General features: G+C 71.4%; 24 protein-coding genes. 12 read left to right on the forward strand and 12 right to left on the reverse strand.

Features of this window, described 5'->3' with window-relative positions; all coding sequences use genetic code 11:
- Positions 1-127: 127 nt before the first annotated feature.
- Positions 128-2,440, reverse strand: coding sequence for a heavy metal translocating P-type ATPase (locus AZE13_RS03440; protein ID WP_066926605.1), 2,313 nt, complete (start codon positions 2,438-2,440; stop codon positions 128-130).
- A gap of 155 nt (positions 2,441-2,595) precedes the next feature.
- Positions 2,596-3,576 carry a helix-turn-helix transcriptional regulator gene (locus AZE13_RS03445; protein ID WP_066926607.1) on the reverse strand — a complete coding sequence of 327 codons (981 nt, stop codon included), beginning with the start codon at positions 3,574-3,576 and terminating at the stop codon, positions 2,596-2,598.
- A gap of 114 nt (positions 3,577-3,690) precedes the next feature.
- Between AZE13_RS03445 and AZE13_RS03450 the strand changes: the two genes are divergently transcribed.
- Together AZE13_RS03450 and AZE13_RS03455 are read left to right on the forward strand one after the other, a co-directional pair.
- Positions 3,691-5,256, forward strand: a complete 1,566-nt coding sequence (locus AZE13_RS03450) for an MFS transporter (RefSeq protein ID WP_066926609.1) — start codon at positions 3,691-3,693, stop codon at positions 5,254-5,256.
- 157 nt (positions 5,257-5,413) lie between these two features.
- A complete protein-coding gene (locus AZE13_RS03455) occupies positions 5,414-6,499 on the forward strand; it encodes a magnesium and cobalt transport protein CorA (protein ID WP_066926611.1) in 1,086 nt (361 codons plus the stop codon).
- A 35-nt stretch (positions 6,500-6,534) separates the two neighbouring features.
- On the opposite strand, the gene AZE13_RS03460 is transcribed toward AZE13_RS03455, so the two are convergent.
- Together AZE13_RS03460 and AZE13_RS03465 are read right to left on the reverse strand one after the other, a co-directional pair.
- Positions 6,535-7,833 carry a CynX/NimT family MFS transporter gene (locus tag AZE13_RS03460; protein ID WP_398780090.1) on the reverse strand — a complete coding sequence of 433 codons (1,299 nt, stop codon included), beginning with the start codon at positions 7,831-7,833 and terminating at the stop codon, positions 6,535-6,537.
- Positions 7,830-8,585 (reverse strand): FadR/GntR family transcriptional regulator, encoded by a 756-nt coding sequence (locus AZE13_RS03465; protein WP_066926613.1) that lies wholly within the window; start codon positions 8,583-8,585, stop codon positions 7,830-7,832. Before AZE13_RS03465 ends, AZE13_RS03460 begins: the two co-directional genes overlap by 4 nt.
- 130 nt (positions 8,586-8,715) lie before the next feature.
- On the opposite strand from AZE13_RS03465, the gene crcB reads away from it, so the two are divergent.
- Positions 8,716-9,153 carry a fluoride efflux transporter CrcB gene (crcB, locus tag AZE13_RS03470; RefSeq protein ID WP_066926614.1) on the forward strand — a complete coding sequence of 146 codons (438 nt, stop codon included), beginning with the start codon at positions 8,716-8,718 and terminating at the stop codon, positions 9,151-9,153.
- 260 nt (positions 9,154-9,413) lie between these two features.
- On the opposite strand, the gene snpA is transcribed toward crcB, so the two are convergent.
- A complete protein-coding gene (gene snpA, locus AZE13_RS03475; protein ID WP_066926616.1) occupies positions 9,414-10,079 on the reverse strand; it encodes a snapalysin in 666 nt (221 codons plus the stop codon).
- A gap of 219 nt (positions 10,080-10,298) precedes the next feature.
- Between snpA and AZE13_RS03480 the strand changes: the two genes are divergently transcribed.
- Complete coding sequence (locus AZE13_RS03480) at positions 10,299-11,258, forward strand: LysR family transcriptional regulator (protein ID WP_066926619.1); 960 nt, start codon at positions 10,299-10,301, stop codon at positions 11,256-11,258.
- Positions 11,259-11,318: 60 nt separating this feature from the next.
- On the opposite strand, the gene AZE13_RS03485 is transcribed toward AZE13_RS03480, so the two are convergent.
- Positions 11,319-11,747 (reverse strand): DUF4440 domain-containing protein, encoded by a 429-nt coding sequence (locus tag AZE13_RS03485; protein ID WP_066926621.1) that lies wholly within the window; start codon positions 11,745-11,747, stop codon positions 11,319-11,321.
- Positions 11,748-12,184: 437 nt separating this feature from the next.
- Between AZE13_RS03485 and AZE13_RS03490 the strand changes: the two genes are divergently transcribed.
- The 3 genes from AZE13_RS03490 to AZE13_RS03500 all read left to right on the forward strand — a co-directional run bounded on the left by AZE13_RS03490 (position 12,185) and on the right by AZE13_RS03500 (position 15,063).
- Positions 12,185-12,451, forward strand: a complete 267-nt coding sequence (locus AZE13_RS03490; RefSeq protein WP_066926623.1) for an acyl carrier protein — start codon at positions 12,185-12,187, stop codon at positions 12,449-12,451.
- Positions 12,452-12,464: 13 nt separating this feature from the next.
- Positions 12,465-13,685: an aminotransferase class I/II-fold pyridoxal phosphate-dependent enzyme gene (locus AZE13_RS03495; protein ID WP_066926625.1), complete on the forward strand. Its 1,221-nt coding sequence runs from the start codon at positions 12,465-12,467 to the stop codon at positions 13,683-13,685.
- 154 nt (positions 13,686-13,839) lie between these two features.
- The gene (locus AZE13_RS03500) at positions 13,840-15,063 is read left to right on the forward strand and encodes a beta-ketoacyl-[acyl-carrier-protein] synthase family protein (RefSeq protein WP_066926627.1); all 1,224 of its coding nucleotides are present in this window, start codon (positions 13,840-13,842) and stop codon (positions 15,061-15,063) included.
- A 150-nt stretch (positions 15,064-15,213) separates the two neighbouring features.
- Here AZE13_RS03500 and sodN read toward each other — a convergent pair whose 3' ends face one another.
- Positions 15,214-15,609, reverse strand: coding sequence for a superoxide dismutase, Ni (gene sodN, locus AZE13_RS03505; protein WP_066926630.1), 396 nt, complete (start codon positions 15,607-15,609; stop codon positions 15,214-15,216).
- Positions 15,610-15,805: 196 nt separating this feature from the next.
- On the opposite strand from sodN, the gene sodX reads away from it, so the two are divergent.
- Positions 15,806-16,267 carry a nickel-type superoxide dismutase maturation protease gene (gene sodX, locus AZE13_RS03510; RefSeq protein ID WP_066926632.1) on the forward strand — a complete coding sequence of 154 codons (462 nt, stop codon included), beginning with the start codon at positions 15,806-15,808 and terminating at the stop codon, positions 16,265-16,267.
- Here the strand turns inward: sodX and AZE13_RS03515 are convergent.
- The 5 genes from AZE13_RS03515 to AZE13_RS03535 all read right to left on the reverse strand — a co-directional run bounded on the left by AZE13_RS03515 (position 16,171) and on the right by AZE13_RS03535 (position 20,307).
- Positions 16,171-16,836, reverse strand: a complete 666-nt coding sequence (locus tag AZE13_RS03515) for a CGNR zinc finger domain-containing protein (RefSeq protein WP_066926634.1) — start codon at positions 16,834-16,836, stop codon at positions 16,171-16,173. The genes sodX and AZE13_RS03515 overlap by 97 nt on opposite strands.
- A gap of 212 nt (positions 16,837-17,048) precedes the next feature.
- Entirely contained in the window at positions 17,049-17,363 is a 315-nt protein-coding gene (locus AZE13_RS03520) for a hypothetical protein (protein ID WP_147264599.1), read from the reverse strand.
- A gap of 95 nt (positions 17,364-17,458) precedes the next feature.
- Entirely contained in the window at positions 17,459-18,211 is a 753-nt protein-coding gene (locus AZE13_RS03525) for an amino acid ABC transporter ATP-binding protein (protein WP_066927214.1), read from the reverse strand.
- A gap of 101 nt (positions 18,212-18,312) precedes the next feature.
- On the reverse strand, positions 18,313-19,257 hold the full coding sequence (locus tag AZE13_RS03530; protein WP_066926638.1) for an amino acid ABC transporter permease: 945 nt from the start codon (positions 19,255-19,257) through the stop codon (positions 18,313-18,315).
- Positions 19,258-19,332: 75 nt separating this feature from the next.
- Entirely contained in the window at positions 19,333-20,307 is a 975-nt protein-coding gene (locus tag AZE13_RS03535; protein ID WP_066926640.1) for an ABC transporter substrate-binding protein, read from the reverse strand.
- A gap of 555 nt (positions 20,308-20,862) precedes the next feature.
- On the opposite strand from AZE13_RS03535, the gene AZE13_RS03540 reads away from it, so the two are divergent.
- The 4 genes from AZE13_RS03540 to AZE13_RS03555 all read left to right on the forward strand — a co-directional run bounded on the left by AZE13_RS03540 (position 20,863) and on the right by AZE13_RS03555 (position 24,206).
- Complete coding sequence (locus AZE13_RS03540) at positions 20,863-22,092, forward strand: NADP-dependent malic enzyme (RefSeq protein WP_066926642.1); 1,230 nt, start codon at positions 20,863-20,865, stop codon at positions 22,090-22,092.
- Between the two features lie 168 nt (positions 22,093-22,260).
- Positions 22,261-23,223, forward strand: coding sequence for a zinc-binding dehydrogenase (locus tag AZE13_RS03545; protein WP_066926644.1), 963 nt, complete (start codon positions 22,261-22,263; stop codon positions 23,221-23,223).
- Between the two features lie 185 nt (positions 23,224-23,408).
- Positions 23,409-23,618 (forward strand): helix-turn-helix domain-containing protein, encoded by a 210-nt coding sequence (locus tag AZE13_RS03550; protein WP_066927217.1) that lies wholly within the window; start codon positions 23,409-23,411, stop codon positions 23,616-23,618.
- Between the two features lie 3 nt (positions 23,619-23,621).
- Positions 23,622-24,206 carry a Clp protease N-terminal domain-containing protein gene (locus AZE13_RS03555; protein WP_066926646.1) on the forward strand — a complete coding sequence of 195 codons (585 nt, stop codon included), beginning with the start codon at positions 23,622-23,624 and terminating at the stop codon, positions 24,204-24,206.
- Positions 24,207-24,234 lie beyond the last annotated feature (28 nt).

Raw genomic sequence — 24,234 nt, forward strand, 5'->3', positions numbered from 1 at the left:
GAGCGATCCGCCAACGTTCCGGCGCCAGATCTGGAGACAGGTGCCAGAACCGGAGGTCCCGGTGGTGCCGGAACCAGAGGTCCCGGTCCCGGCCCCGGCGGTGCGGCTCGGCCCCGTACGGCTGGGCTCAGCCCCGTACGTCCTCCTGGACCAGTGCCCTGAAGCGGCGCAGCCGCAGGCTGTTGCCGACGACGAAGACCGAGGAGAAGGCCATCGCGGCGCCGGCGATCATCGGGTTGAGCAGTCCCGCGGCGGCCAGCGGGAGCGCCGCCACGTTGTAGCCGAACGCCCAGAACAGGTTGCCGCGGATGGTGCCGAGGGTGGCCCGGGCCAGCCGGATGGCGTCCGCGGCCACCCGCAGGTCGCCCCGTACGAGGGTGAGGTCACCGGCCTCGATGGCGGCGTCGGTGCCGGTCCCCATCGCCAGGCCCAGGTCGGCGCGGGCGAGCGCGGCCGCGTCGTTGACGCCGTCGCCGACCATCGCCACCGAGCGGCCCTCCGCCTGGAGCCGTTCGACCACGGCGACCTTGTCCTCGGGCAGGACCTCGGCGATCACCTCGTCGATACCGACCTCGGCGGCCACCGCCTCGGCGACGGCCTTGTTGTCCCCGGTCAGCAGCACCGGCGTCAGGCCCAGCGCGCGCAGGCTGCGGACCGCTTCGGCGCTGGTCGGCTTCACCGCGTCGGAGACGACCAGCACCGCCCGCGCCGCACCGTCCCAGCCGACGGCCACCGCGGTACGGCCCTCGGCCTCGGCCGCGGCCTTGGCCTCGGCCAGCGCGGTCGGCAGGGACTGCGACCACTCGGTCAGCAACCGCTCGCGGCCGACGAGGACGGCATGCCCCTCGACCACGCCCTGGACGCCCAGGCCGGGGACGTTCGCGAAGTCCTCGGGGGTGGGCAGCGCGGCGCCGGTACGGGACGCGGCGCCGGTCGCGATGGCGCGCGCGACGGGGTGCTCGGAGGCGTGCTCCAGCGCGCCGGCCAGCCGCAGTACCTCCGCCTCGTCGGCGCCCTCGGCGAGGTGCACGTCGGTCAGCGTCATCACGCCGGTGGTGACCGTGCCCGTCTTGTCCAGCACGATGGTGTCGGCCTTACGGGTCGACTCCAGCACCTCGGGACCCTTCAGCAGGATGCCGAGCTGGGCGCCGCGGCCGGTGCCGACCATCAGCGCGGTCGGCGTGGCCAGCCCCAGCGCGCACGGGCAGGCGATGATCAGGACGGCGACGGCCGCGGTGAAGGCGGCCACCGCGCCGGCCCCGGCGACGAGCCAGTAGCCCAGGGTGCCGAGGGCGAGCACGATCACGACCGGGACGAAGACCGCGGAGATCCGGTCCGCCAGCCGCTGCGCCGCGGCCTTCCCGTTCTGCGCGTCCTCCACCAGCCGCGACATCCGGGCGAGCTGGGTGTCCGCGCCGACCCGGGTGGCCTCGACGACCAGCCGCCCGCCCGCGTTGACGGTGGCCCCGGTGACGGTGTCCCCGGGGGAGACCTCTACCGGGACGGACTCGCCGGTGAGCATCGACGCGTCGATCGCGGAGGAGCCCTCCAGGACCGTGCCGTCGGTGGCGACCTTCTCCCCGGGGCGCACGACGAAGTGGTCGCCGACGCTCAGTTCGGCCGTGGGGATACGGGTCTCCTTCCCGTCCCGTAGCACCGCGACGTCCTTGGCGCCCAGCTCCATCAGGGCCCGCAGCGCGGCGCCCGCCTTCCGCTTCGAGCGCGCCTCGAAGTAGCGCCCGGCCAGGATGAACGTGGTCACGCCGGCCGCGGCCTCCAGGTAGATCGCGCTGCTGCCGTCGGTACGGGTGAGGGTGAAGGCGAACGGGTGGGTCATTCCGGGCATACCGGCATGCCCGAAGAACAGCGCCCACAGGGACCAGCCGAATGCCGCGAGAGTGCCCATCGAGATCAGGGTGTCCATTGTGGCGGCGCCGTGCCGCAGGTTGGTCGCGGCCGCCCTGTGGAACGGCCAGGCGCCGTACACCACCACCGGGGCGGCCAGGGTGAGCGAGAGCCACTGCCAGTACGTGAACTGCAACGGCGGCGCCATCGCCATGAGCACCACCGGGACGGTCAGGGCGAGGGAGATCAGCAGCCGCTGCCGGAGTGCGGCGAGCCCGGCGGCGGCCGGTTCGTCCGGGCCGCCCCGGCCCGCGCCGGCGGCGGGCTCGTCCGCCGGGCCCGCGGCCGGCGCGGGGGCCGGCGGCTCGGGGACCGTGGCGGTGTAGCCGGTCTTCTCCACGGTGGCGATCAGGTCCGCGGTCCGGACCTCGGCGCCCTCCGCCACCGCCACCTGTGCCTTCTCGGTGGCGTAGTTGACGGTGGCGGTGACCCCCTCCATGCGGTTGAGCTTCTTCTCGATGCGGGCGGCGCACGAGGCGCAGGTCATCCCGCCGATCTCCAGCTCGACGCGGTGCTCTCCGATCGCGGTGGCCATGCGTGCTCCTCGGTGTGCGGCGACTGCGCGCCGCTCGGTGCCGCTGTGCGCGGCGTGCGGTGCGGCGACGGTGGTGGCTGCCGTGCTGCGCGGGTGGCGACTCTCTGCCACGGTGCGCCATCCAGGGCAACCATATACCCCATGGGGGTATTCCGTCACGAGGGATCCGCCGCGCTCCCGCCCGCCGCCCGGCTCACCCGGCCGCCCATCTCCCGCAGGTACGCCACCAGCTCCGGCGGTTCGTCCACGGTGAACTCGCGCCCCAGCAGCGCCAGCCGCATCGCCAGCCACTCCAGTGACTCAGAGGTGCTGTGCCAGCGGCAGGACGCCTCGTCGAGCGCCTCGACCTCGCCCGCCGCCGGTCCGCCGAGCCGGGCGGCCACCTCCGCGGCGGGCGCGTACACCGTCGCCACCGCCCGGTGCGTCCGCGTCATCCCCTGCATCCGCGCACGGACATACGCGCCCGCGTCGGCGGCCGGCAGCTCCCGGGGCGTGGCCCGGACGCCGGTCGGGAACGGCTCGCTCAGCCGGTCCACCCGGAAGATCCGCCAGTCCTCGCGGTCGTTGTCGTACGCGACCAGGTACCAGCGCCGCCCCGCCGCGACCAGCCGGTGCGGTTCCACCAGGCGCTTGCTGACCGCCCCGGCGCCCGCCCGGTACCGGAAGCGCAGCCGCTCGTGGTTGGTGATGGCCGCGGCGAGCACCGTCAGATGCTCCGGGTCGACGGTCGGCCCGCCGTCGCCGGGCATCGGGACGGTGGCCGTGCCGAGTGTGCCCACCCGCCGCCGCAGCCGGGCCGGCAGGACCTGTTCGAGCTTGGCCAGCGCCCGTACGGACGCCTCCTCGATGCCCGCGATGGTGTGGCCGGCCGTCGAGCGCAGGCCGACCGCGATGGCCACCGCCTCCTCGTCGTCCAGCAGCAGCGGCGGCATAGCGGTGCCCGCGGCCAGCCGGTAGCCGCCCTCCGCGCCCATCGTGGCGTGCACCGGATACCCCAGGTCCCGCAGCCGCTCGATGTCGCGGCGGATCGTCCGGGAGGTGACCCCCAGTCGCTCGGCCAGCTCGCGGCCGGGCCATTCGCGCGGGGTCTGCAGCAGGGACAGCAGATTCAGCAGTCGTGCCGACGTCTCACTCATGGCACCGATGATGCCCGTCCTAGTAGGACCACAGCTGTCCTACATCACGTCTACTGTCGAGGACGAACGCCATCCGGAACATCCGGAGCCACCACCCTTGGAGAACCGCACCCCATGACCACGACCGCCCCCGCGCCGGCCGACCGCAGACGCTGGATAGCGCTTGCCGTCGTCCTCACCGCCAGCTTCATGGACCTGGTGGACGCCACGATCGTCAACATCGCCATTCCGAGCATCCAGCGGGACACCGGCGCCACCTTCAGCGCGCTCCAGTGGGTCACCGCCGGATACGCCCTCGCCTTCGCGCTCGGCCTGATCACCGGCGGCCGGCTCGGTGACATCTTCGGCCGCAAGCGGCTGTTCCTGCTGGGCATGGCCGGATTCACGGTCGCCTCCGCGCTGTGCGGGCTCGCCGCGACCCCGGGGATGCTGGTCGGCGCGCGGGTGCTCCAGGGCGCGATGGCCGCGCTGATGGTGCCGCAGGTGCTGGCGATCATCCACGTCAGCTTCCCGGCGCACGAGCGCGGCAAGGTCTTCGGGATGTTCGGCGCGGTGATCGGCCTCGGCGCGGTCTGCGGCCCGCTGATCGGCGCGCTGCTCACCGAGGGCAACCTCTTCGGCCTGGAGTGGCGCCCGATCTTCCTGATCAACCTGCCGGTCGGCGTGGTCGGCATGCTGCTCGGCCGCCGCTTCATCACCGAGTCCCGCTCCCCGAACGCGCTCCGCCTCGACCTCGTCGGCACCGCACTGGCCACGGCCGGTCTGCTGATGCTGCTCTACCCGCTCACCCAGGGCCGCGAGTCCGGCTGGCCGGTGTGGGGCTTCGTCTCGATGGCCGCGAGCCCGCTCGTGCTGGCCGGGTTCGTACGGTACGAGCGCGCCAAGTCCCGCAAGGACGGCTCGCCGCTCGTCGAGCTCTCCCTCTTCAGGGTGCGGACCTTTGCCGCCGGTGCCGGTGTGCAATTGACCTTCGGCGTCGTCACCGGCCTCTTCTTCCTGATCTGGACGCTCTACATGCAGCTGGGCCTGGGCTGGAGCCCGCTGCGCGCCGGGCTGACCGGCGTGCCGTTCTCGCTCGCCTGCTCGGTCGCGGCCGGCATGTCCGTCCAGAAGCTGGTGCCGCGTCACGGCCGCAAGGTGCTGCAGGCCGGTGCGCTGATCATGCTGGCCGGTGCGCTCCTCTACATCTGGCAGGCCGGGCACTACGGCACCGCCATGCAGTCCTGGCAGATGGCGCCGGCGATGCTGCTGATGGGCGCCGGTATGGGCCTGATCGTCGCCCCGATCACCGATGTGGCGATCTCCGAGGTGCCGGCCGAGCACTCCGGTTCGGCGTCCGGCATCTTCAACACCACCGGCCAGCTGGGCATGGCGCTCGGCCTCGGGCTGTCCTCGGTGGCGTTCTTCGGCGTCGTCGGTGACGCGGGGGAGAGCGGCGGGGCGGCGGCCGGCGCCGCGGCGGGCACCGCGTTCATCGACGCCACCACCCACGCCCTGTGGTGGGTATCCGGCGGCCTGGTCCTCGTCTTCGGCCTGCTGTTCCTGCTTCCGCGGCGGGTCCGTGCGCAGCATCCCGCGGCGGCGGACACCGTGGCGGACAGCGCGACGGACACCACGACGAAGACCACGACGGACGAGGCCGCGGGGGAGCGGGAAGCGGAGCCGGCGCTGACGTCCTGAGCGCCCGGGGCCCGGTGGTCCGGCGGCCGGCGGTCCTGGGGCGCTGATCCTCGGGCGCCGGCCCACGGTGCCGGATGAACGAGGGTCCTGGGCAGGCCAAAACCCGCCCAGGCCCTACGCCCCGCCACCCGCCGCGGGCCATACTGTCCGGGTGTCGATGATCCGCAACCTCCGCAAGGCCGTCCGGCTGCCGCAGCCGCGCAGCCGGGGCGTCGACCTGAGCCACCCGGCACGCTCGCCGCTCGGCACCGCCGTGGTGAACTGCGCGGTCTACGTGGACGGCGTACGCCAGGACGGCGACCACCCGGCCGACGCGGCGATACGCCGGGTCCGGGACACCGGCCGGGGGTTCGTCTGGATCGGGCTGCACGAGCCGTCCGAGCGGGAATTCTCCGGCATCGTCGAGCTGTTCGGGCTGCACCCGCTCGCCATCGAGGACGCGGTCCACGCCCATCAGCGGCCGAAGCTGGAGACCTACGACGACTCGCTGTTCACGGTGTTCAAGACGGTCCGCTACGTCGAGCACGACCGGCTCACCGACACCAGCGAGGTGGTGGAGACCGGCGAGATCATGGTCTTCACCGGCACCGACTTCGTGATCACGGTACGGCACGGCGGGCACGGCTCGCTGGGCCCGCTGCGCGAACAACTGGAGTGCGACCCCGAGCAGTTGGCGCTCGGCCCGTCCGCCGTGCTGCACGCCGTCGCCGACCTGGTCGTGGACGACTACCTCGACGTCACCGCCGCCGTCCAGGACGACATCGACGACGTCGAGAGCGAAGTCTTCTCCGTCCGCGGCAGCCGCGGGGCCGGCCGGATCTACCAGCTCAAGCGCGAACTGCTGGAACTCCGGCGCGCGGTGGCCCCGCTGGACCGGCCGATGCGGGAACTGGCGACCCGGCCGATGCGGCAGGTCGACTCCCGGATCAAGACGTACTTCCGGAACGTCGCCGACCACCTCGACCGGGTCACCGAGCAGATCACCGGCTTCGACGAACTGCTCAACTCCATACTCCAGGCCCACCTCGCCCAGGTCACCGTCGCCCAGAACGAGGACATGCGCAGGATCAGCGCCTGGGTCGCGATCCTCGCCGTACCGACCATGGTGTGCGGCGTCTACGGCATGAACTTCGATCACATGCCGGAGCGGCACTGGACATTCGGCTATCCCCTGGTGATGTCCCTGACCGTGGCCCTCTGCTGGGCCATCCACCGCGGCTTCAAACGGAACGGCTGGTTGTAGGCGGAACGCCTGGCCGCCGTCGTGGCCGCAGGCGGCTACCGCCCGGCCACATGCCGGGGGCGGGCCGCGCCCCAGCCCGCCGCGATCTGCGGGATCAGCAGCGCCAGCAGGACCGCCAGCGGCACCGTCCAGCTGCCGGACGCGTCATGTACGGCGCCCAGGACGGACGGGCCGGTCGCGGCGAGGATGTAGCCGAAGCACTGGGCCATGCTGGAGAGCTGGGCGGTGTGCCGGATGTCCGGGGCGCGCTGGACGATGAAGAGCAGCGCCAGGCTGATCGCCGCGCCCTGGCCGAGCCCGAGCAGCACCGTCCAGACGTACGCGCCGCCGACCGGCGCCACCAGTACGCCGGTGAACGCCGCCGCACACAGCAGCGCGGCCAGGGCGGCCAGGGCGCCGGCCCGCAGCCGCCGGCCGACGATCACCGGGGCGAGGAACGAGCCCGCGATGCCCAGCAGCGAGGAGAAGGACAGCATCCAGCCGGCGTCACCGGCGCTCATCCCGGCGTCCGTGAACATCGTCGGCAGCCAGGCGGCCGCCGCGTAGTAGCTCAGCGACTGCAGGCCCATGTAACCGGTGACCTGCCAGGCCAGCGGGTCACGCCACAGCCCGCGCACCGGGTGCGCCGCCTCGCGGGCCGCGCCCGCCGGAACCCGCGTACGGGCGCCGGTCTGCGGCAGCCAGAACACCAGCGCCAGCAGCGCCGGCGTACCCCAGCAGGCGAGCGTGGCCTGCCAGCTGAGGCCGGCGGCCTGCTGGACGGGCACGGTGATGCCGGCCGCCAGGGCGGCGCCGCCGAACAGCGACATCGAGTACAGGCCGGTCATCAGCCCGGCCCTGGCCGGGAAGTCCCGCTTGATCAGGCCGGGCAGCAGGACGTTGGCCACGGCTATCCCGGCACCGATCACGATCGTCCCGGCGAACAGCGCCACGACCGAGTCCAGCAGCCGCAGCGCGGTGCCCGCGCAGATCAGCGCCATCGTGCCGAGCAGCGAGCGCTCCATGCCGAACCGCCGCCCCAGCCGCGGCGCGACCGGTGCCAGCAGGCCGAAGCAGAGCAGCGGCAGCGCGGTGAGCAGACTCGTGGCGGCGGCCGACATCCCGCTGTCGGTACGGATGGTGCCGGCCAGCGGTGAGACCGCGACCAGCGCCGGACGCAGGTTCAGGGCCAGCAGGATGACACCGACGCCGATGTACAGGGCGCGCCGCCGCCCGGCGATGCCCGGGGCGGCGCCCGTGGACCGGGGCGGCGCGGCCGGCGCTCCTGTGGAGGCGGTGCCCGTATCGGGGGCCGTATCGGGGGCCGTACGTGTGGCGGTCCGGTCCTGGATCACTTCTGCGCTCCCTTCGAGCGGTCGGCACCGGCACCGGCAGCGGCGTCGGGGGTTGCGGTGTCGGGGGTGTCGCGCAGCGCCGCCATGCCCTCGGAGAGATGCGCCAGCGCCGCGCGTTCGGCGGCCTCGGGGTCCTGTGCCTCGATGGCGTCGACGATGGCCTCGTGCGAGGCGTACTGGTTGCGTACGGACTCGGGGACCGGGGCGCCGACGACGGACTGGAGCGTCGAGCGCAGCGCGTCACTGAGGTGGTCGTACAGCTCGGCGAGGACGCTGTTGTGCGCCGCACCGGCGACGGCCCGGTGGAAGTCCATGTCCGCGTCGACGAAGGCGGCCAGATCACCGCTCTTCCAGGCCCGATCGCGGACGGCGAGGGCGGTGCGCAGCGCGGTGACGTCCTCGTCGGTACGGCGCTGGGCCGCGTAGCGCGCGGCATCCCGCTCCAGCGAGGCGCGCACCTCGAACGCCTCCAGGTCGCCGGCCCGCCGCAGTCTGCGCTGGACGGCGGCGCCGAAGCCGCTGCTGGCGCGGACGTAGGTGCCGTCGCCCTGGCGTGGCTCCAGCATCCCGGTGTGCACCAGGGCGCGGACCGCCTCGCGGACGGTGTTACGGCCGACGTCGAGCTGTTCCACGAGCACCGGTTCGGCCGGGATCTTCGTCCCGACCTGCCATTCGCCACTGGCGATCAGGCTCTCCATCTGCTCGATGACCAGATCCACCAGGTTGGTACGGACAGTGCTCCGCAGCGGCATGGGCCATCCTCCGATCTCATTTCACCGGTGATGGGAACATCCCATGTTTGGTGCTGTCAAACGGCCGGGGGCGCAAACCGGCGGTCGGCGGGCGGGTTAGCCTGAGGGCGCCGATGATCTCGGGAGACCTATGAACGAGCGAGCCCGCCGGGCCAGGCCCTGGCAGGGGCAGTGGCCGGTGATCGGCGCGGTGTCCGCGGGCGGTGCCGTGGGGGCCGCGGCCCGTTACGGCGCCTCGCTGCTCTGGCCCGCCGGGCCCGGCGCCTTCCCCTGGACGACCCTGGCGGTCAATGCCGCCGGCTGCGCCCTGATGGGTGTGCTGATGGTGCTGATCACCGAGGTCCGGTCGGCCCACCGGCTGCTGCGCCCGTTCCTCGGCACCGGCGTGCTCGGCGGCTTCACCACGTTCTCCACCTACGCGGTCGACGTCCAGCGGCTGGTCGGCGACCGGCAGCCGCTGCTCGCCCTGGCCTACCTCGCCGGTACCGTGCTCGCCGCGCTCGCGGCCGTATGGCTCGGGGCGGCCGGCACCCGCGCCCTGCTCGTACCGGGGCAGCGGACGGGCTGAACCGGGACGCGTCGACGAGCGGAACGCGCGGAAGCGGGCGAACGCGCGGAAGCGGTGGGGCCCGGGAAGGGCCCCACCGCTCTGGGCGGCGCAGGAGATGCGAGGGCTGGTGGGGATACGGGGGCCGGCCGTCAGGTTCCGGCGCCCGTCAGCCCCAGGCCGGTCGCGGACCGCGCACCGTCGGCCCGGTCCGGACCGCGGGCCACCGCCGGACTCATGAAGCGGGCAGCCGCTTCACGGTGCGGGCGCTGTGACGCCCGTCAGGACGTGGCGCCGGTGCGGATGCCCTTGAGGCCGTTGGCCCAGAGCTGCTCCACCTGGCCGCGCTCGTTCTCGTCCGGCTGGGTGTTCTGGCAGGACGGGCCGGGGCCGCCGCCGGACATCAGCTCGCTGCACGGACCCTCGTAGTGGTCCGGCAGGCCCAGCACATGGCCGGTCTCGTGCGCGGTCACGCGGGTCGAGTTGTACTCCTGGTTCTGCTTGTAGTCCAGGAAGACGAAGCCCTTGCCGTGGCCGTCGGTGCTGGCGTACGAACCGCGCGGGTCGTCGCCCTCGCGGTACTGGAAGTCGCCGCCGCTGCCTTCCTGCAGCTGTACGTTCTTCACGGCGCTGTTCCAGATCGACGCGCTCTCGGCTATCTGGCTCTTGAACGTCGGGGCCGCGCTGGCGTCGTAGGTCACGGTGACCGAGGCCGCGCCGGGGTTCGCCTTCAGCTTGGCCCGGGCCGACTTCACCACGGCCTCGAAGAAGGCCTTGGTGTCCGCCTTCTCGGCCGCCGAACCGTTGTACGCGGCGATCGAAGCGGGGGTGCTGTGGCCGGAGTTGGCGGGCGAGGGGGAAGCGGCCGAAACCGGCGCCGCTGCGGTGAGCGCGGCGGCGAGGCCCAGACCGAGCGCCGCCGACAGCGCCGTCTTGGGAGATCTCATGTGGGGGGCTCCTTAATTTCCGAGGGCCGTACGGTCGCCGTGTGGGGCGGCGACCGGGGCCCTGCGGATTTCTTGGTGCCGTTGAGTGTGGAGGGAATTCACCCGGAAGACGGAGATGCCAAGTAGCGATAGTGCGAGCCAATACCCCGGGGAAAAAGGCAAGTTACGGCCGGTTTGAGAGTCTGGTGTGAGGGGCACCGTCGTCGTTATGCTCCGGACGTGGAGCTTGAGGTAAGGCATCTTCGCGCGCTGTGCGCCATCGCGGACTCCGGCAGCGTACGCAAGGCGGCGCGGCAGCTCGGCATGACCCAGCCGTCTCTGACGACCCAGCTCCGCCGTATCGAAAAGGCCCTGGGCGGCCAGCTCTTCTTCCGCGAACCGACCGGCACCCGGCCCACTCCGCTGGGGCATTCCCTGCTGTGCCGGGCCAGGCCGATAGTGGCCGAGATGCAGGCGCTGGTGGACGAGATCGCTTCGGCCTCGTACCGTGAACAGGGCGCCCGGCTCCGCATCGGCAGTACCAACAGCCCCGCGGTGGCGGGCTGGCTGCGCCGGCTGCGGGTGCGGCTGCCGGAGACGGACACCACGATACGGACCGATGTGTCCGCCAACGCGCTGCTGCACATGGTCGCGTCGGGTCAGCTCGACGTCGCGTTCGTGCACGAGGTCGAGGGCTCGCCGCTCCGCGTCCCCGATGGTCTCGTCGAGCATGAACTCATCGCCAGGGAGCCGCAGTTCATCGCCCTGGCGGACACCCACCCGGCGGCCGCGCAGGAGGTCGTCCGGGTCGCGGACCTCGCCGAGGACCACTGGATGGTCGATCCGACGGTGGACGGCGAGTGGGCCGGCCTGCGCCGCATCTGGACCGCGGCCGGTGTCGACCCGCGGGTGGTGCACGGCGACTACCTCACCACCGTCGACCTGGTCACGGCCGGTGAGGTGGTCACCCCCTGCCAGCCGACCGCCCGTTCCCGGCCCGGCATGGCCATCCGCCCGCTGTACGGCGACCCGCTCGCCGTACGCCTCTTCATGGCCTGCCGTCAGGACGGCGCCCTGGCCGCCTCCCCCGAGGATCTCTTCGCCGACCTGACGGCCTCCTACATGGAGATCGCCTGGGCGAGCGACGCCTACCGCGAGTGGCTCATCCGCCACGACCCCCCGCTGCCGGTTCCCACGTGATCCGGCCAGGCCGCCCGGTCGGTACCGGGTGGCCTGGCCGGCCCGAACGGCCTGCGGCCGCTACAGGTTGTCGCCCCAGCCGCCCTGGATCATGGTCTGGAACGCCCATGCCCCGTCCCGCCTGACCAGGATGTCGGCGTAGCGCAGCCGCTGCGTCCGGCCCTCGGCCGTCATGACCGAGTCCGAGAAGACCACGGCCATGGCGGGCGAGAGGAAGACGGGCGTCCGGGTGGACTCGAAGGTGATGTCCTCGCTCCCGTCGCCCATCACGTGGGTCATCGTCGCGACGAACTGCTCGCGGTCCCACTGCGCCGAACGGCCGTTGCCGGCCGCGTCGTCGCTGACGAGGTTGAGGGGGAAGACCGCCATATCCGCCATGCGCTCGATGTCACGCCGCGCGCTCCGGGCGTCGTACTCCGCGAACCAGGCGTCCAGGCTCGCGCGGTCCTCGTCGGTCGGCACATACCCGGCATCGGGGAGAAAGGTCACGCAGGCTCCTCTCCAAGGCCGTCGGCCCCGAGGCCTCCGACCCTGCGCTGATCAAGTTTGACTACGACGGAGGAGGGTATGCCCTGCGACGGCATTAGTCAAACTTGAGTAGCCAGAGGTTCCGTAACCCGTTCGGCTGGTCGGGCGGGCAGCCTCCGTCCCCCGGGTGCAGGATCGGTCTCAGGCGGCCGGCCGGACCGGTCGCGGACAGGCATTGTCAGCGTGCGCGATCGCTGCACTCTCTGGCGCGGAATTCAGCGAATTTCAGCGGCAATTCGGCGGAGATTCGGCGGGATTCGCCAGAAGGCGACGTGCCGGCTGAGTCTCAGCCGCTACGCGCGGCGCACGGGCTGCGGTGACACACTCCACAGGCAGAAGTTCCGGAGTTCGTGGTCCGGGCCGCAGGGAAATCGCCAGTACGAGAAGGGTGTTCCTTAATGTACGAGACACTGGCTCGGCTGTTGGTCCAGGAGTTCGGGATAGAAGCCGACTTGGTCCGTCCCCAGGCCACGGCCCGGGACCTCGAATTGGACTCGTTGTCCTTGTCGGAACTAGCAGTGATGATCACGGAGAAGACGGGGCTGCAGTTCGACGAGGCCGCCGTGGACCTCGACAGCACCCTCGAAGAGATCGCGACGCACTTCCTCCCGGCCGAGGAAGCCGCCTCTCAGCGCCGTGAGCCCACGGCCACGGCCTCGGATTAGGCAGGCACCGCCGATGACTGGCTGGATCGCTGATGTCCCCATCCTCGACTACTTCGTGACCCGTCGCGACATCTACCCCTACTACCTCGTGATCGAGGACCGGCCGACGCCGGCGGAGGTCGTCGTCCAGGGCGTACGCGCGGTCAACGCGGCCTCGACGGACTACCTCGGACTCTCGGCCGACTCCGGGGTCCGCTCCGCGGCCTCGCGCGCGGCCGCCGAGTTCGGCACCTCGTGCACCGGATCGCCGATGCTGGGCACCATGGGAGTCCACCACGAGCTGGAGGACGAACTGGCCGACTTCCTCCGCCGCCCCGCGGTCATGCTGACCATGACGGGATTCCAGGCCAACCTGACGCTGTCCGCGCTGTTCGGCAGCGGCCACATGGTGATCGCGGACCAGCACATCCACGCCTCCCTCCTGGAGACCACCCGCCTCGGACGGGCCGAGCACCGCCGGTTCGGGCACAACGACGTCTCCCACGCCGAACGGCTCATGCGGGCCGCCACCGGCAAGGGCAAGATCCCCGTGATCCTCACCGAGGGCGCGTTCTCACTGGGCGGAGACCTCTGCCCGGTTCCGGAGCTCGCCGCACTCACTCAGCGCTACGGCGGCGCCCTGATCGTCGACGGCGCGCACGACATCGGCGTGGTCGGGACCAACGGGCGGGGCGTCGGTGAGCACTTCGATGCCGAAGAGTCGATCGACCTCGTCACCGGCACCCTCTGCAAGGCGTTCGGCTCGGTCGGCGGGTTCGTCGCGGGCTCGGAGAAGGCCATCCGCAACCTGCGCCACTACGGTGACGCCGCGATGTACTCGGCGTCGATGGCACCGCCGTCGGCAGCCGCCGCGCTGGTGGCCGTACGGACGGCGCGCGCCCGGCCCGAACTCCGCGCCGCGCTCTGGGAATCGGCCCGGCGGCTGCACCGCGGCCTGGCGCAGCAAGGGCACCGCATCCCGGACTGGCCGGGCCCGTCGATCTCGCTTCCGGCGGGGGAGCCCGAACAAGGCCTGAAGGCATGGCGCGCGCTGCTCGAAGCGGGGGTCTTCACCGGGGCGTTCCTGCCCCCCAGCGTGGCGGGGGACCAGGTCGCGCTCCGCATCTCGGTCACGGCCATGCACACGGCGGACCAGGTGGACCGGATCCTGGAGGCCGTCGGACGGCACCTGCCGCCCCGGCCCGGTGCGGCGGAGTCCGGCGGTTCCTCCCCGTCCCACGCCGCCGCCAACTGAGCGCACGTCAGCTCCACCGGGCCTCACCCGCGATCCGGGCGACCCCGCGCGAGCCGTCGGCCCCTCCGGTGGTACGTGCCGGCGCGGCCTCCGGGGGGAAGCGGAGCCGGCTCGCTCCGCCGCCACGTCGCCACACCCTACGAAGGAGACCGACATGCGCTGCGAGGCCGCTGTCACCGGCATCGGGATGATCACCCCGGCCGGACTCACCACGGAATCCACCTGGGCCGCGGTGTGCGGGGGTCGGAGCACGGTGCGTACGGACCCGGACCTGGCGGGGCTCCCCGTGGACATCTCCTGCCGGATCGACCACTTCGACGCCGACGCCCTGCACGGCCGGCGGCTGGCGCGACGCCTGGACCGCTTCACCCAGCTCGCGCTCGCCGCCGCCCACCAGGCGGTCCGGGACGCCAAACTCGACCCGTCCGCCTGGAACGCCCCTCGGGTGGCGGTCGTGCTCGGCGTCGGCAGCAACAGCCTGCATTCGTACTTCCATGAGTTCGACGTCCTGAACCAGGGCCGCCCGGAGCTGGTCTCTCCGCTCGCGCTGCCGCGGAGCGTGCCGAACATGGCCGCCGCCGAGGTCGCGATCGCCCTGGACGCCCGCGGCCCGAACTTCACCGTGGCCAGCGCGTGTGCCTCCGGCGCCACCGCCCTGGCGGTCGCCGCCGACCTGGTCACCTCCGGTGCCTGCGACATCGCGCTCGCCGGCGGTGCCGAATCCGGCCGCTCCCGGATGACCGTGACCGGCTTCCACCAGATGCACGCCCTCTCCCAGCGCACCGACGCTCCGCACCTCGCATCCCGGCCGTTCGACGTGGACCGGGACGGCTTCGTCCTCTCGGAGGGCGCCGCGGTGCTCGTCCTCGAACGCCCGCAGCACGCCCTGCGCCGGGGCGCCGGCCAGCGGGCACGGCTGTGCGGGCACGCCTGCACCAGCGACGCCTACCATCCGGTCGCCCCGCACCCCGAGGGCATCGGCGTCGAACACGCCCTGCGTACCGCGCTGGAGGGAGCCGGCCTCGCACCGGGCGACATCGGGCACATCAACGCCCACGGCACCTCGACCCCCACCGGCGACGTGGCCGAGGCCCGTGCCCTGCAACGGGTCTTCGGGCCGGAGCCGCCCCCCGTCACCGCCCCCAAGAGCATTCTGGGTCACGCGCTCGGCGCGGCCGGTGCCATCGAGGCGGCCCTGACCGTCCTCACCCAGCAGCACCAGCTCATCCCGCCCACCGCCAACCTCCTCCGCCAGGACCCCGACTGCGAACTGGACATCGTCACCCAGGCGCCCCGGGCGGCCGCGTTCGGCGCCGCCATCAGCAACTCCTTCGGCTTCGGCGGGCAGAACACCGTCCTGGTCTTCACAGCGGAGTAACAGCGGAACAACAGGCGCGCCGTCATGTGACGGCACACAGCAATCCGCACCCGGTCCGGGCCGGCCACCGTAGTCGGCGGCCGGCGGACCGGGTGCGGACGGCACCCCTGGCGATCGGGGACATCGCGGGGCGAGCGGCGCGATGCGCGGTCAGGCCTGCTTGGTCGCCCAGAAGATCTTGTCGATCTGGGCGATGTAGTCCAGCGCCTTCTGGCCGGTCGCCGGGTCGTTCGAACCCTTGGCGGCGCTGAGGGCCTTGAGGGTGTCGTTGATCAGCTGGTGCAGCTCCGGGTACTTCTCGAAGTGCGGCGGCTTGAAGTAGTCGCTCCACAGCACCGAGACGTGGTGCTTGGCCAGCTCGGCGCGCTGCTCCTTGATGAGGATCGCGCGGGTGCGGAAGTCCGCGTCGTCGTTGGCCTGGTACTTCTCCTGGACGGCCTTGACCGACTCGGCCTCGATCCGGGCCTGGGCCGGGTCGTAGACCCCGCAGGGCAGGTCGCAGTGGGCGCTGACCTTGACCTTGGGGGCGAACAGGCGGGAAAGCATGTTCAGTCCTTCCTCGTGATCGTCTTCTCAGGTGCGAGATTACTCGGTGCGGGAAGGCTTTTCTCGGGTGGCCCGGAGGCTTAGGGCAAAAGTCCGGTGTCCTACCGGGACCGAGGGAGGATGGACCGGTGAGCAGGTCCGACCTGGTCCGGACCGGGCGATACAGGGACGGACCGGGTGGTACGGGAGGTATGGGATGCAGCCGGAGCGGGTGCGTGAGCGTGGCCGGGGGGCGGATGCGGGGCGGACGCGGGGCGGGCCGCTGCGGGCGTTCGGGCTGGCCGAGGTGTACAACCCGTCAATGGTGCCGACGCTGCTGCCCGGTGACCAGCTGGTGGTGCAGTACGGGGCGGCGGTGCGGCCCGGGGACGTGGTGGTGCTGAAGCACCCGTTCCGGCAGGACCTGCTGATCGTCAAGCGGGCCGTGCGGCGGCGCGACGGCGGCTGGTGGGTCCAGGGCGACAACCCGTTCGTCGAGAACGACAGCCGGGAATTCGGGGTGGTCCCCGACGAACTGGTCGTCGCCCGCGCCTGGGTGCGGATCCGGCCGCCCCGGGGGATTCAGCGGTCGGTCGCCGGAGTGCTCTCCTGGGCGGTGTCGGCGGTCCGCCCGGTACGGGCCGAGCGCTCGCTCTCCAGGCGCTTGCGGGCGCGGTAGGCGGCGACGTTGGCGCGGGTGGCGCAGCGGTCGGAGCAGTAGCGGCGCGAGCGGTTGGTGGACGTGTCCAGGTAGACGTTGCGGCACGGCGCGGCCTCACAGATCCCCAGGCGGTCCACGCCCAGTTCGGTGAGGTGGAAGGCCAGGCCCATGGAGGCGGTGGCGGCGAAGGCGGCCGTGGCGCTGGCGGCGTGGTCGGCGATGTGCATATGCCACTTGGGCCGGCCTCCCCCACTCTCGGCTTCGCTCGAGCGGGAGGTGCCCCCATCGTCCCGAAGCTCATGGCCGGAGATCTGCGGGCTGACCGGGAACTCCATCATCAGCGCGTTGAGCAGGTCGACGGCCCGTACTTCGTCGCCGGCCGCCGCCGCCTCGAAGACCGCGCGGAGCCGGGCCCGGACCCCGCGCAGGCGGGTGACGTCGCTGTCGCCCGCCCGCCGGGCGGCCTGCTGCATCGGGCCGAAGAGTTCCCGCACGGCCTCGACCGAGGTGAGGCCGTCCTCGCCGCGGTCGGGCCGCTCGGTGTTGACCAGTCGCACGGCATAGTCCGAGTAGTAGGCCAGTTCCACTTGTAGTCCTTACGGCGGGGCCAGAGCCTGTCCGATGGGTCCGCGTGGGCCCATCGGACAGGCCCCAGTGCGCGGGTACGTGCTCGTAGTAATGGGTATTCTCACTACGAGGGTATTACGTCCCCGTGATCCCGAGGAACGGTCCCGGACGATGCCCGGTGGGCACCCGGAGGCCGCGGGCCGCAGGCCTCAGCCGCGCAGAGGGCGACCCGTCAGGTTTCGCACAGCGCGTACACCGTTCCGCGCACCTTCGCGTGGGGGTCGGCCGGTGCCGCGATGCGGCCGTACCAGGCGAGGTCGTCGTCACTGGGGCGGGAGGCCGCCACCCAGTTGTGCTGTTTGGCGCTCGTCGCGACTCCGCCGCCCGTGACGTGCATGCCTTCGGGACATCTGGCGTGGGCGTGCGCCACCCCGTATCCCTGGAACTTCTTCTTGACGGTGGTGTGTTCCACGGCCTCGGCAGATGTCCCGATGCCGGCCAGGGCCAGCACCAGACCGGCCACCACAGTGACGCGACGAATAGCCATACCGGCTCCTCGGGTTCGAGTGGATCTCCGAGTCGAGTTGTACACCCTGGGGCGGCGCGGATCCCGGTACGCCCCGCCCCAGGGCAGAAGTCGTCCTACAGCACCTTCGACAGGAACGACTTCGTGCGCTCGTGCCGCGGATTGGTGAGCACCTCGCGCGGGTGGCCGGACTCGACGACCACACCGTCGTCCATGAAGACCAGCGAGTCGCCCACCTCGCGGGCGAAGCCCATCTCATGGGTGACGACGATCATCGTCATGCCGTCTGCCGCCAGGTCCTTCATGACGTCGAGGACGTCACCGACCAGCTCCGGATCGAGGGCCGAGGTCGGCTCGTCGAAGAGCATCAGCTTGGGCTCCATCGCCAGCGCACGGGCGATGGCGACGCGCTGCTGTTGGCCTCCGGAGAGCTGAGAGGGGTAGTTCCCGGCCTTGTCGGCGAGGCCGACGCGGTCCAGGAGCCTGGCCGCGCGCTGCCGGGCGGTGGCCTTGGCCTCGCCCTTGACCTGGACCGGCGCCTCCATGACGTTCTCGATCGCGGTCATGTGCGGGAAGAGGTTGAAGCGCTGGAAGACCATGCCGATGTCCCGGCGGCGGGCGGCGACCTCCCTGTCGCGCAGCTCGTAGAGCTTGCCGTGGTGCTCCCGGTAGCCGACCAGTTCGCCGTCGACGGACAGCCGGCCGGCGTTGACCTTCTCCAGGTGGTTGATGCAGCGCAGGAACGTCGACTTGCCGGAGCCGGACGGGCCGATCAGGCAGAAGACCTCGCGGGGGGCGACCTCCAGGTCGATGCCCTTGAGGATGTGTGCCGCGCCGTAGGACTTGTGCACGCCCTCGGCCAGAACCATCGGGCCGCCGCTGGTGCCCGCCGCCCCGGCGGTCGTGCCGGCGGACTTGTCGCTGGTGGTCTTCTTGGTGGTCTTGGTGCTCTTGGTGGTCTTCTTGCTGGTCATCCGACACCTCCGGCGGAACGGTTGAAGCCGCCGGACAGCTTCGCCCTGGCGCGCTGGAGCGGGGTGGGCGGGAGCTGGCGGCTGGCGCCGCGGGCGTAGTAGCGCTCCAGGTAGTACTGCCCGATGCTGAGGACCGTCGTGGCGATCAGGTACCAGGTGGCGGCGAGGATCAGCATCTCGACCACGACGCCCGAGTCCCGGCCGACGTTCTGGGCGGACTGCAGCAGGTCGTAGTACTGGACGGCGATCACCAGCGAGGAGGTCTTCAGCATGTTGATGACCTCGTTGCCGGTCGGCGGCACGATCACCCGCATCGCCTGCGGCACGATGATCCGGCGCAGCGTCTTGCCGTGGCTCATGCCCAGCGCGTGCGCCGCCTCGGTCTGGCCCTCGTCGACGGAGTTCAGGCCGGCCCGGCAGATCTCCGCCATGTACGCGGCCTCGTTGAGACCGAGACCCAGAAGGGCGCTCATGAACGGGGTCATGAAGTCCGACCACTCGTCCTTGTAGATCGGCATGATGTCGACGTACTCGAAGACCAGGCCGAGGTTGAACCACAGGAACAGCTGGACGTACACCGGCGTACCGCGGAAGAACCAGATGTAGAACCACGACACGGACGCCGTCACCGGGTTCTTGGACTGGCGCATCACGGCCAGCACCACACCCAACACAATGCCGATGATCATCGAGAGTACGGTGATCAGCAGGGTGTTGCGCAGGCCCTTGAGGATGTCCCCGTTGAACATGTACTGGGGAATGGCGCCCCAGTTGACGTTCCCGGAGGCGAAGGCGCGGACGAGCAGGGCGATCAGCCCGATGACGACGACCGCCGCGACCCAGCGCCCGTAATGGCGGACCGGGATGGCTTTGATGGGCTCGGGGTGGGGCGGCGGAGCGTCCGCCGGCGGCTGGGCCGACTTGTCGACGTCAACTGACACGGAGGTTGCCTTTCAGCGTTCGGCGGGGGTGGCCGAAGGGACGGTGGAGTGGCTGAAGGGGTGCTGACGGGCGGCTCAGCTCCCGCCGTTGAGTTTCACTTCCTCGACCGCCGCGTCCTTGATGTCCCACTTCTCCAGGACCTTGGCGTACGAGCCGTTCCGGATCACGCGTTCCAGGGCGGCCTTCAGCGCGTCGCGCAGCTGCTCCTGGCCCTTGGGGACCGCGATGCCGTACGGAGCCGCCTTGAGCGGGGCGCCGCCGACCATCTCGAAGTCCTTCCCCTTGCCGGAGACCTGCACCGCGTACGCCGCGACCGGGTAGTCGCTGGAGACGGCATCCGCGCCGCCGGTACGCAGCCGGGTCTGGGCCTCGGAGTCGTTGTCGAAGGCCTCGATGGAGATCGGCTGCTCGCCGTTCTCCTCACAGGCCGTGGACTTGTCCTTGGCCAGGTCGTGCGAGACCGTGCCGCGCTGCACCGCGATCTTCTTGCCGCACAGCGTCTCCCAGCCGTCGACGCCGTTGGTCTTTCCCTTGCGGGTGTAGAGCGAGACGCCGACGTCGAGGTAGTCGATGAAGTCGACGCCCTGGCCGATCTTCTTGCCGGTGTTGCTGTCGATGCCCTGCTGGCGCTCCTTGGTGTCGGTCATCGCCGACATGGCTATGTCGTAGCGCCTGGACTTCAGACCGCCCATGAGGGTGTCGAAGGTGGCGTTGTTGAAGTTGAGCTTGATGCCCAGCTCCTTGCTCATCGCCTCCGCGAGGTCCGGGTCGATGCCCATGATCGTGCCGTCGGAGCGGAACTCCACCGGCTTGTAGGTGATGTCCGAGCCGACCTGGAGCATGCCCTTCTCCTGGACGGCCTTGGGCAGCTTGCCGAACAGCGGGGCGTCGGTGTTCCGGTTCTTCAGCGCCTCACGCTTGGCGATGGCCGCGTCCGTCTGGTCGCCGCAGGCGCTCAGCAGCGTCAGCGAGGCGACGGCCGCGGCCGCGGCGGCCAGCGCTCGGCGTGGCCGGCCGGGGGCCGGGAGACGGGTGGTGCTTGCGGTCATCATGATCCTCCTGCGTATGGAGAAGACGACGAGACGTGACTGACGGGCCGGGGCACACACCTTCGAGCGTCGCGACCGGGTGGGGTGACGGAATCCTGCCATCCGGGCTCCGGTATTCGGACTGCCGTACAGGTCAAAATCGGATAACGGACGAGAGTGGTGCGGTGAAACCCTTGTGGGGCAAGGGGCGACGGTCGCTCGACGGGGCAATTGGGGCGGGCCGCGCTCCTTGGCCGTCTCGGAATCCGGACCGTGGTCAGGGGGCGTCAGGAGGCAGGACGCCGGATCTTCTGAGGGTTTCGCGTATTTCGCGGCTATTGTCGAATCCCTGTACTCGAGGGTAATGAATCCGACTCGTCGGCGCCCGCGCCCGTCCGGTAGAAAGGTTCGTTACACCCCTCATCCGGGGCTCAGGGCGCGTGTGCGGCGCGCCCGGCGTCCGTACCTCCCCTGCGGGGCGGCCATCCGCCGGCAGGGCGCGGACGCGGTGCCCGCCCACCCCTCAACCAGGGAGTGGACACCCTCAGCAGATTTACGAATAAAGGGGTAAGACAAGTGGCAGCGGAGATCGTCAATCCTCGCAGCGACAGCAATACGGGCGCGGGCGAAGGGCCGGGCACGGCGCCCGACAGCACCTTCGATCCGGCCTTCGCGCTGCATCGCGGCGGCAAGATGGCCATTCAGGCCACGGTGCCGGTCCGCGACAAGGACGACCTGTCCCTCGCGTACACACCAGGCGTCGCCAAGGTGTGCAGCGCTATCGCCGAGCAGCCCGAACTGGTCCACGACTACACCTGGAAGTCCCAGGTCGTCGCCGTGGTCACGGACGGCACCGCGGTGCTCGGCCTCGGCGACATCGGCCCGGAGGCCTCCCTTCCCGTGATGGAGGGCAAGGCCATCCTCTTCAAGCAGTTCGGCGGGGTGGACGCGGTGCCGATCGCGCTCTCCACGACCGACACCGACGAGATCGTGGAGACCGTCGTCCGGCTCGCCCCGTCCTTCGGCGGCGTCAACCTGGAGGACATCTCGGCTCCCCGGTGCTTCGAGATCGAGCGCCGCCTCCAGGAGGCCCTGGACATCCCGGTCTTCCACGACGACCAGCACGGCACCGCCGTCGTCACACTGGCCGCGCTGCGCAACGCCGCCAAGCTCACCGACCGGTCGCTCGGCGAGCTGCGGGCGGTCATCTCGGGCGCCGGTGCGGCCGGTGTCGCGATCGCCAGGATCCTCATCGAGGCGGGCATCGGGGACGTCGCGGTCTGTGACCGCAAGGGCGTCGTCTCCGCCGACCGCGGCGACCTCACCGACGTCAAGCGGGAGCTGGCCGGCTTCACCAACAAGGCCGGGCTGACCGGCTCGCTGGAGCAGGCGATGGACGGCGCGGATGTGTTCATCGGCGTCTCCGGCGGCACGGTGCCCGAGGACGCGGTGGCGAAGATGGCGAAGAACTCGCTGGTCTTCGCGATGGCCAACCCCACCCCGGAGATCCACCCCGATGTCGCGCACAAGTACGCGGCCGTGGTCGCCACCGGGCGCAGCGACTACCCGAACCAGATCAACAACGTGCTGGCCTTCCCCGGCATCTTTGCCGGTGCCCTTCAGGTCCGGGCCGCCCGGATCACCGAGGGGATGAAGCTCGCCGCCGCCGAGGCGATCGCCGCCGTCGTCGCCGAGGAACTCAGCGCCGACCGGGTCATCCCGTCGCCGTTCGACGAGCGCGTGGCGCCCGCCGTCACCGCCGCCGTCGCGGCCGCCGCCCGCGCCGAGGGCGTGGCGCGGCGCTGACCACCGGGGCCCGGCGCGCCGTTCGGCCGCCGGGCCCGCCGCCGGGCCGTTGTCGTATGCCGCCGGCCCGTCGTTGCATGCCGCCGGGCGGGGCCGGGCGGGCGGGCGCGGTGCGCGTCACACGTCCGTCCGGTACCGCGGCGCCCGGCAGCGGCCTACGTTGGGATCATGTTTGCTGCCTATGCCGCCCGCATCGACCGTGACCAGCCGCTGAACGGCCTTGAGTTGGGGGAGCGCCCGGCCCCCGAGGTACGCCCCGGCTGGACGACCGTCAACGTCAGGGCCGCCTCCCTGAACCACCACGACCTGTGGACGCTGCGCGGGGTCGGCATCACCGAGGAGTCCCTGCCGATGATCCTCGGCTGCGACGCCGCCGGTGTCGACGCGGACGGCAACGAGGTCGTCCTGCACTCCGTCATCGGGCAGACCGGCCACGGCGTCGGCGCCCGGGAGAAGCCCTCCATCCTCACCGAGCGCTACCAGGGCACGTTCGCCGAGCAGGTCACCGTCCCCGCCTGGAACGTCCTGCCCAAGCCGAAGGAGCTGTCCTTCGCGGAGGCCGCCTGTCTGCCGACCGCCTGGCTGACCGCGTACCGCATGCTCTTCACCAACGCCGGTGTACGGCCCGGGGACAGCGTCCTCGTCCAGGGCGCGGGCGGCGGCGTCGCGACCGCCGCCATCGTCCTCGGTGCCGCCGCCGGCCTGCGGATCTTCGCCACCAGCCGGGACGAGGCCAAGCGCGAGCGCGCGCTGAAGCTCGGCGCGGAGGCGGTGTTCGCCACCGGGGAGCGGCTGCCGCAGCGGGTGGACGCGGTGATCGAGACCGTCGGCGCCGCCACCTGGTCGCACTCCGTCAAGTCCCTCAAGCCCGGTGGCACGCTGGTGATTTCGGGCGCCACCAGTGGCTTCACCCCGAAGAGCGGGGAGCTCAACCGCATCTTCTTCCTGGAGCTGAAGATCGTCGGCTCGACGATGGGCAGCAAGGAGGAGCTGACCGGATTGCTGAGCTTCTGCGCCGCCAAGGGCATCCGCCCGGTCATCGACTCGACGCTGCCGCTGGACCGCGCGCGCGAGGGCTTCACGAAGATGGCCGAGGGAGAGCTGTTCGGGAAGATCGTGCTGACGGTGTGAGGACACCGCACCGCGCCCTTCAGGGGCCCTCGATGGCCGAAGGCCCTTGAAGCCGAAGGCCTCTGAGGCCGAAGGCCCCTGAACGGTCCGCCAATTGAACGGCCTGCCAACTGGGCGACCTGTCGGCCGAAATCGCCTGTCAACAAAGGTTGACGAAGTCCGGCGTGTCAACGTATATTGACGCCATGACCAAGGCGACAGATCTCGCCGAGCGGGCGGGTGATCGGGACCCCAGGATCGGGCTGCGTGCCGTGGCCGCACTGCGGCGGTTGTTGGAGCAGCTCGAAGCCGTCCAGGTGCGCAGCGCCCGGGCGAAGGGCTGGTCGTGGCAGGAGATCGCGGCCGAGCTGGGGGTCAGCAGACAGGCGGTGCACAAGAAGCACGGGAAGGGCTGACCGATGTTCGAGAAGTTCACGGCCGATGCGCGTGCGGTGGTGCGCGATGCGGCCGAGCAGGCCGGGCGGACGGGCAGCGGCACGGTCGGCGAACCGGAGTTGCTGCTCGCACTGTTGGACCGTAAGGGGTCACCGGCCGCGACGGCACTCGGCGCGCTCGGCGTCCACAAGCGCCGGGAGTCGGTGGCCGAGGCCCTCGCGGCGGTCCGCCGGCGTGGGGGGATCTCGACGGCCGACGCGGCGGCGCTGGCCGGGCTCGGCATCGACGTCGACGAGATCGTGGCGCGGGTGGAGCAGGCGCACGGAGTGGGCGCCCTGGCCGCGGACGGGGCACCCGGACGCCGGAAGCGGGCGCGCAGGCCCTTCACCGCGGAGGCGAAGTCGGTACTGGAACGCGCGCTGCGGATCGCGGCCGGCCGCGGCGAACGCCGGCTCGGCGACGAGCATCTGCTGATGGCTCTGACGGCCAGGCCGGGACCGGCCGCCGCGGTGCTCGCCGAGCACGGGGTGACGTTCGCCGATGTGCTGCGGGTCGTCGGCGAGGGCGGAAAACCGGTGGAGCGCAGAGGGCGACGAAACCTATCGTGACCAGGCCGAACGTACCGCGCCCGGTCAA

The organism is Streptomyces sp. NBRC 110611 (genome assembly GCF_001590865.1).
Classification (GTDB): Bacteria; Actinomycetota; Actinomycetes; order Streptomycetales; family Streptomycetaceae; genus Streptomyces.

Bases quoted from the DNA above. Each gene is read 5' to 3' on its own strand.
- AZE13_RS03440 (WP_066926605.1), bottom strand. From the start codon at position 2,440: ATGGCCACCGCGATCGGAGAGCACCGCGTCGAGCTGGAGATCGGCGGG.
- AZE13_RS03445 (WP_066926607.1), bottom strand. From the start codon at position 3,576: ATGAGTGAGACGTCGGCACGACTGCTGAATCTGCTGTCCCTGCTGCAG.
- AZE13_RS03450 (WP_066926609.1), top strand. From the start codon at position 3,691: ATGACCACGACCGCCCCCGCGCCGGCCGACCGCAGACGCTGGATAGCG.
- AZE13_RS03455 (WP_066926611.1), top strand. From the start codon at position 5,414: ATGATCCGCAACCTCCGCAAGGCCGTCCGGCTGCCGCAGCCGCGCAGC.
- AZE13_RS03465 (WP_066926613.1), bottom strand. From the start codon at position 8,585: ATGCCGCTGCGGAGCACTGTCCGTACCAACCTGGTGGATCTGGTCATC.
- crcB (WP_066926614.1), top strand. From the start codon at position 8,716: ATGAACGAGCGAGCCCGCCGGGCCAGGCCCTGGCAGGGGCAGTGGCCG.
- snpA (WP_066926616.1), bottom strand. From the start codon at position 10,079: ATGAGATCTCCCAAGACGGCGCTGTCGGCGGCGCTCGGTCTGGGCCTC.
- AZE13_RS03490 (WP_066926623.1), top strand. From the start codon at position 12,185: ATGTACGAGACACTGGCTCGGCTGTTGGTCCAGGAGTTCGGGATAGAA.
- AZE13_RS03495 (WP_066926625.1), top strand. From the start codon at position 12,465: ATGACTGGCTGGATCGCTGATGTCCCCATCCTCGACTACTTCGTGACC.
- AZE13_RS03500 (WP_066926627.1), top strand. From the start codon at position 13,840: ATGCGCTGCGAGGCCGCTGTCACCGGCATCGGGATGATCACCCCGGCC.
- sodN (WP_066926630.1), bottom strand. From the start codon at position 15,609: ATGCTTTCCCGCCTGTTCGCCCCCAAGGTCAAGGTCAGCGCCCACTGC.
- sodX (WP_066926632.1), top strand. From the start codon at position 15,806: ATGCAGCCGGAGCGGGTGCGTGAGCGTGGCCGGGGGGCGGATGCGGGG.
- AZE13_RS03520 (WP_147264599.1), bottom strand. From the start codon at position 17,363: ATGGCTATTCGTCGCGTCACTGTGGTGGCCGGTCTGGTGCTGGCCCTG.
- AZE13_RS03525 (WP_066927214.1), bottom strand. From the start codon at position 18,211: ATGGTTCTGGCCGAGGGCGTGCACAAGTCCTACGGCGCGGCACACATC.
- AZE13_RS03535 (WP_066926640.1), bottom strand. From the start codon at position 20,307: ATGACCGCAAGCACCACCCGTCTCCCGGCCCCCGGCCGGCCACGCCGA.
- AZE13_RS03545 (WP_066926644.1), top strand. From the start codon at position 22,261: ATGTTTGCTGCCTATGCCGCCCGCATCGACCGTGACCAGCCGCTGAAC.
- AZE13_RS03550 (WP_066927217.1), top strand. From the start codon at position 23,409: ATGACCAAGGCGACAGATCTCGCCGAGCGGGCGGGTGATCGGGACCCC.
- AZE13_RS03555 (WP_066926646.1), top strand. From the start codon at position 23,622: ATGTTCGAGAAGTTCACGGCCGATGCGCGTGCGGTGGTGCGCGATGCG.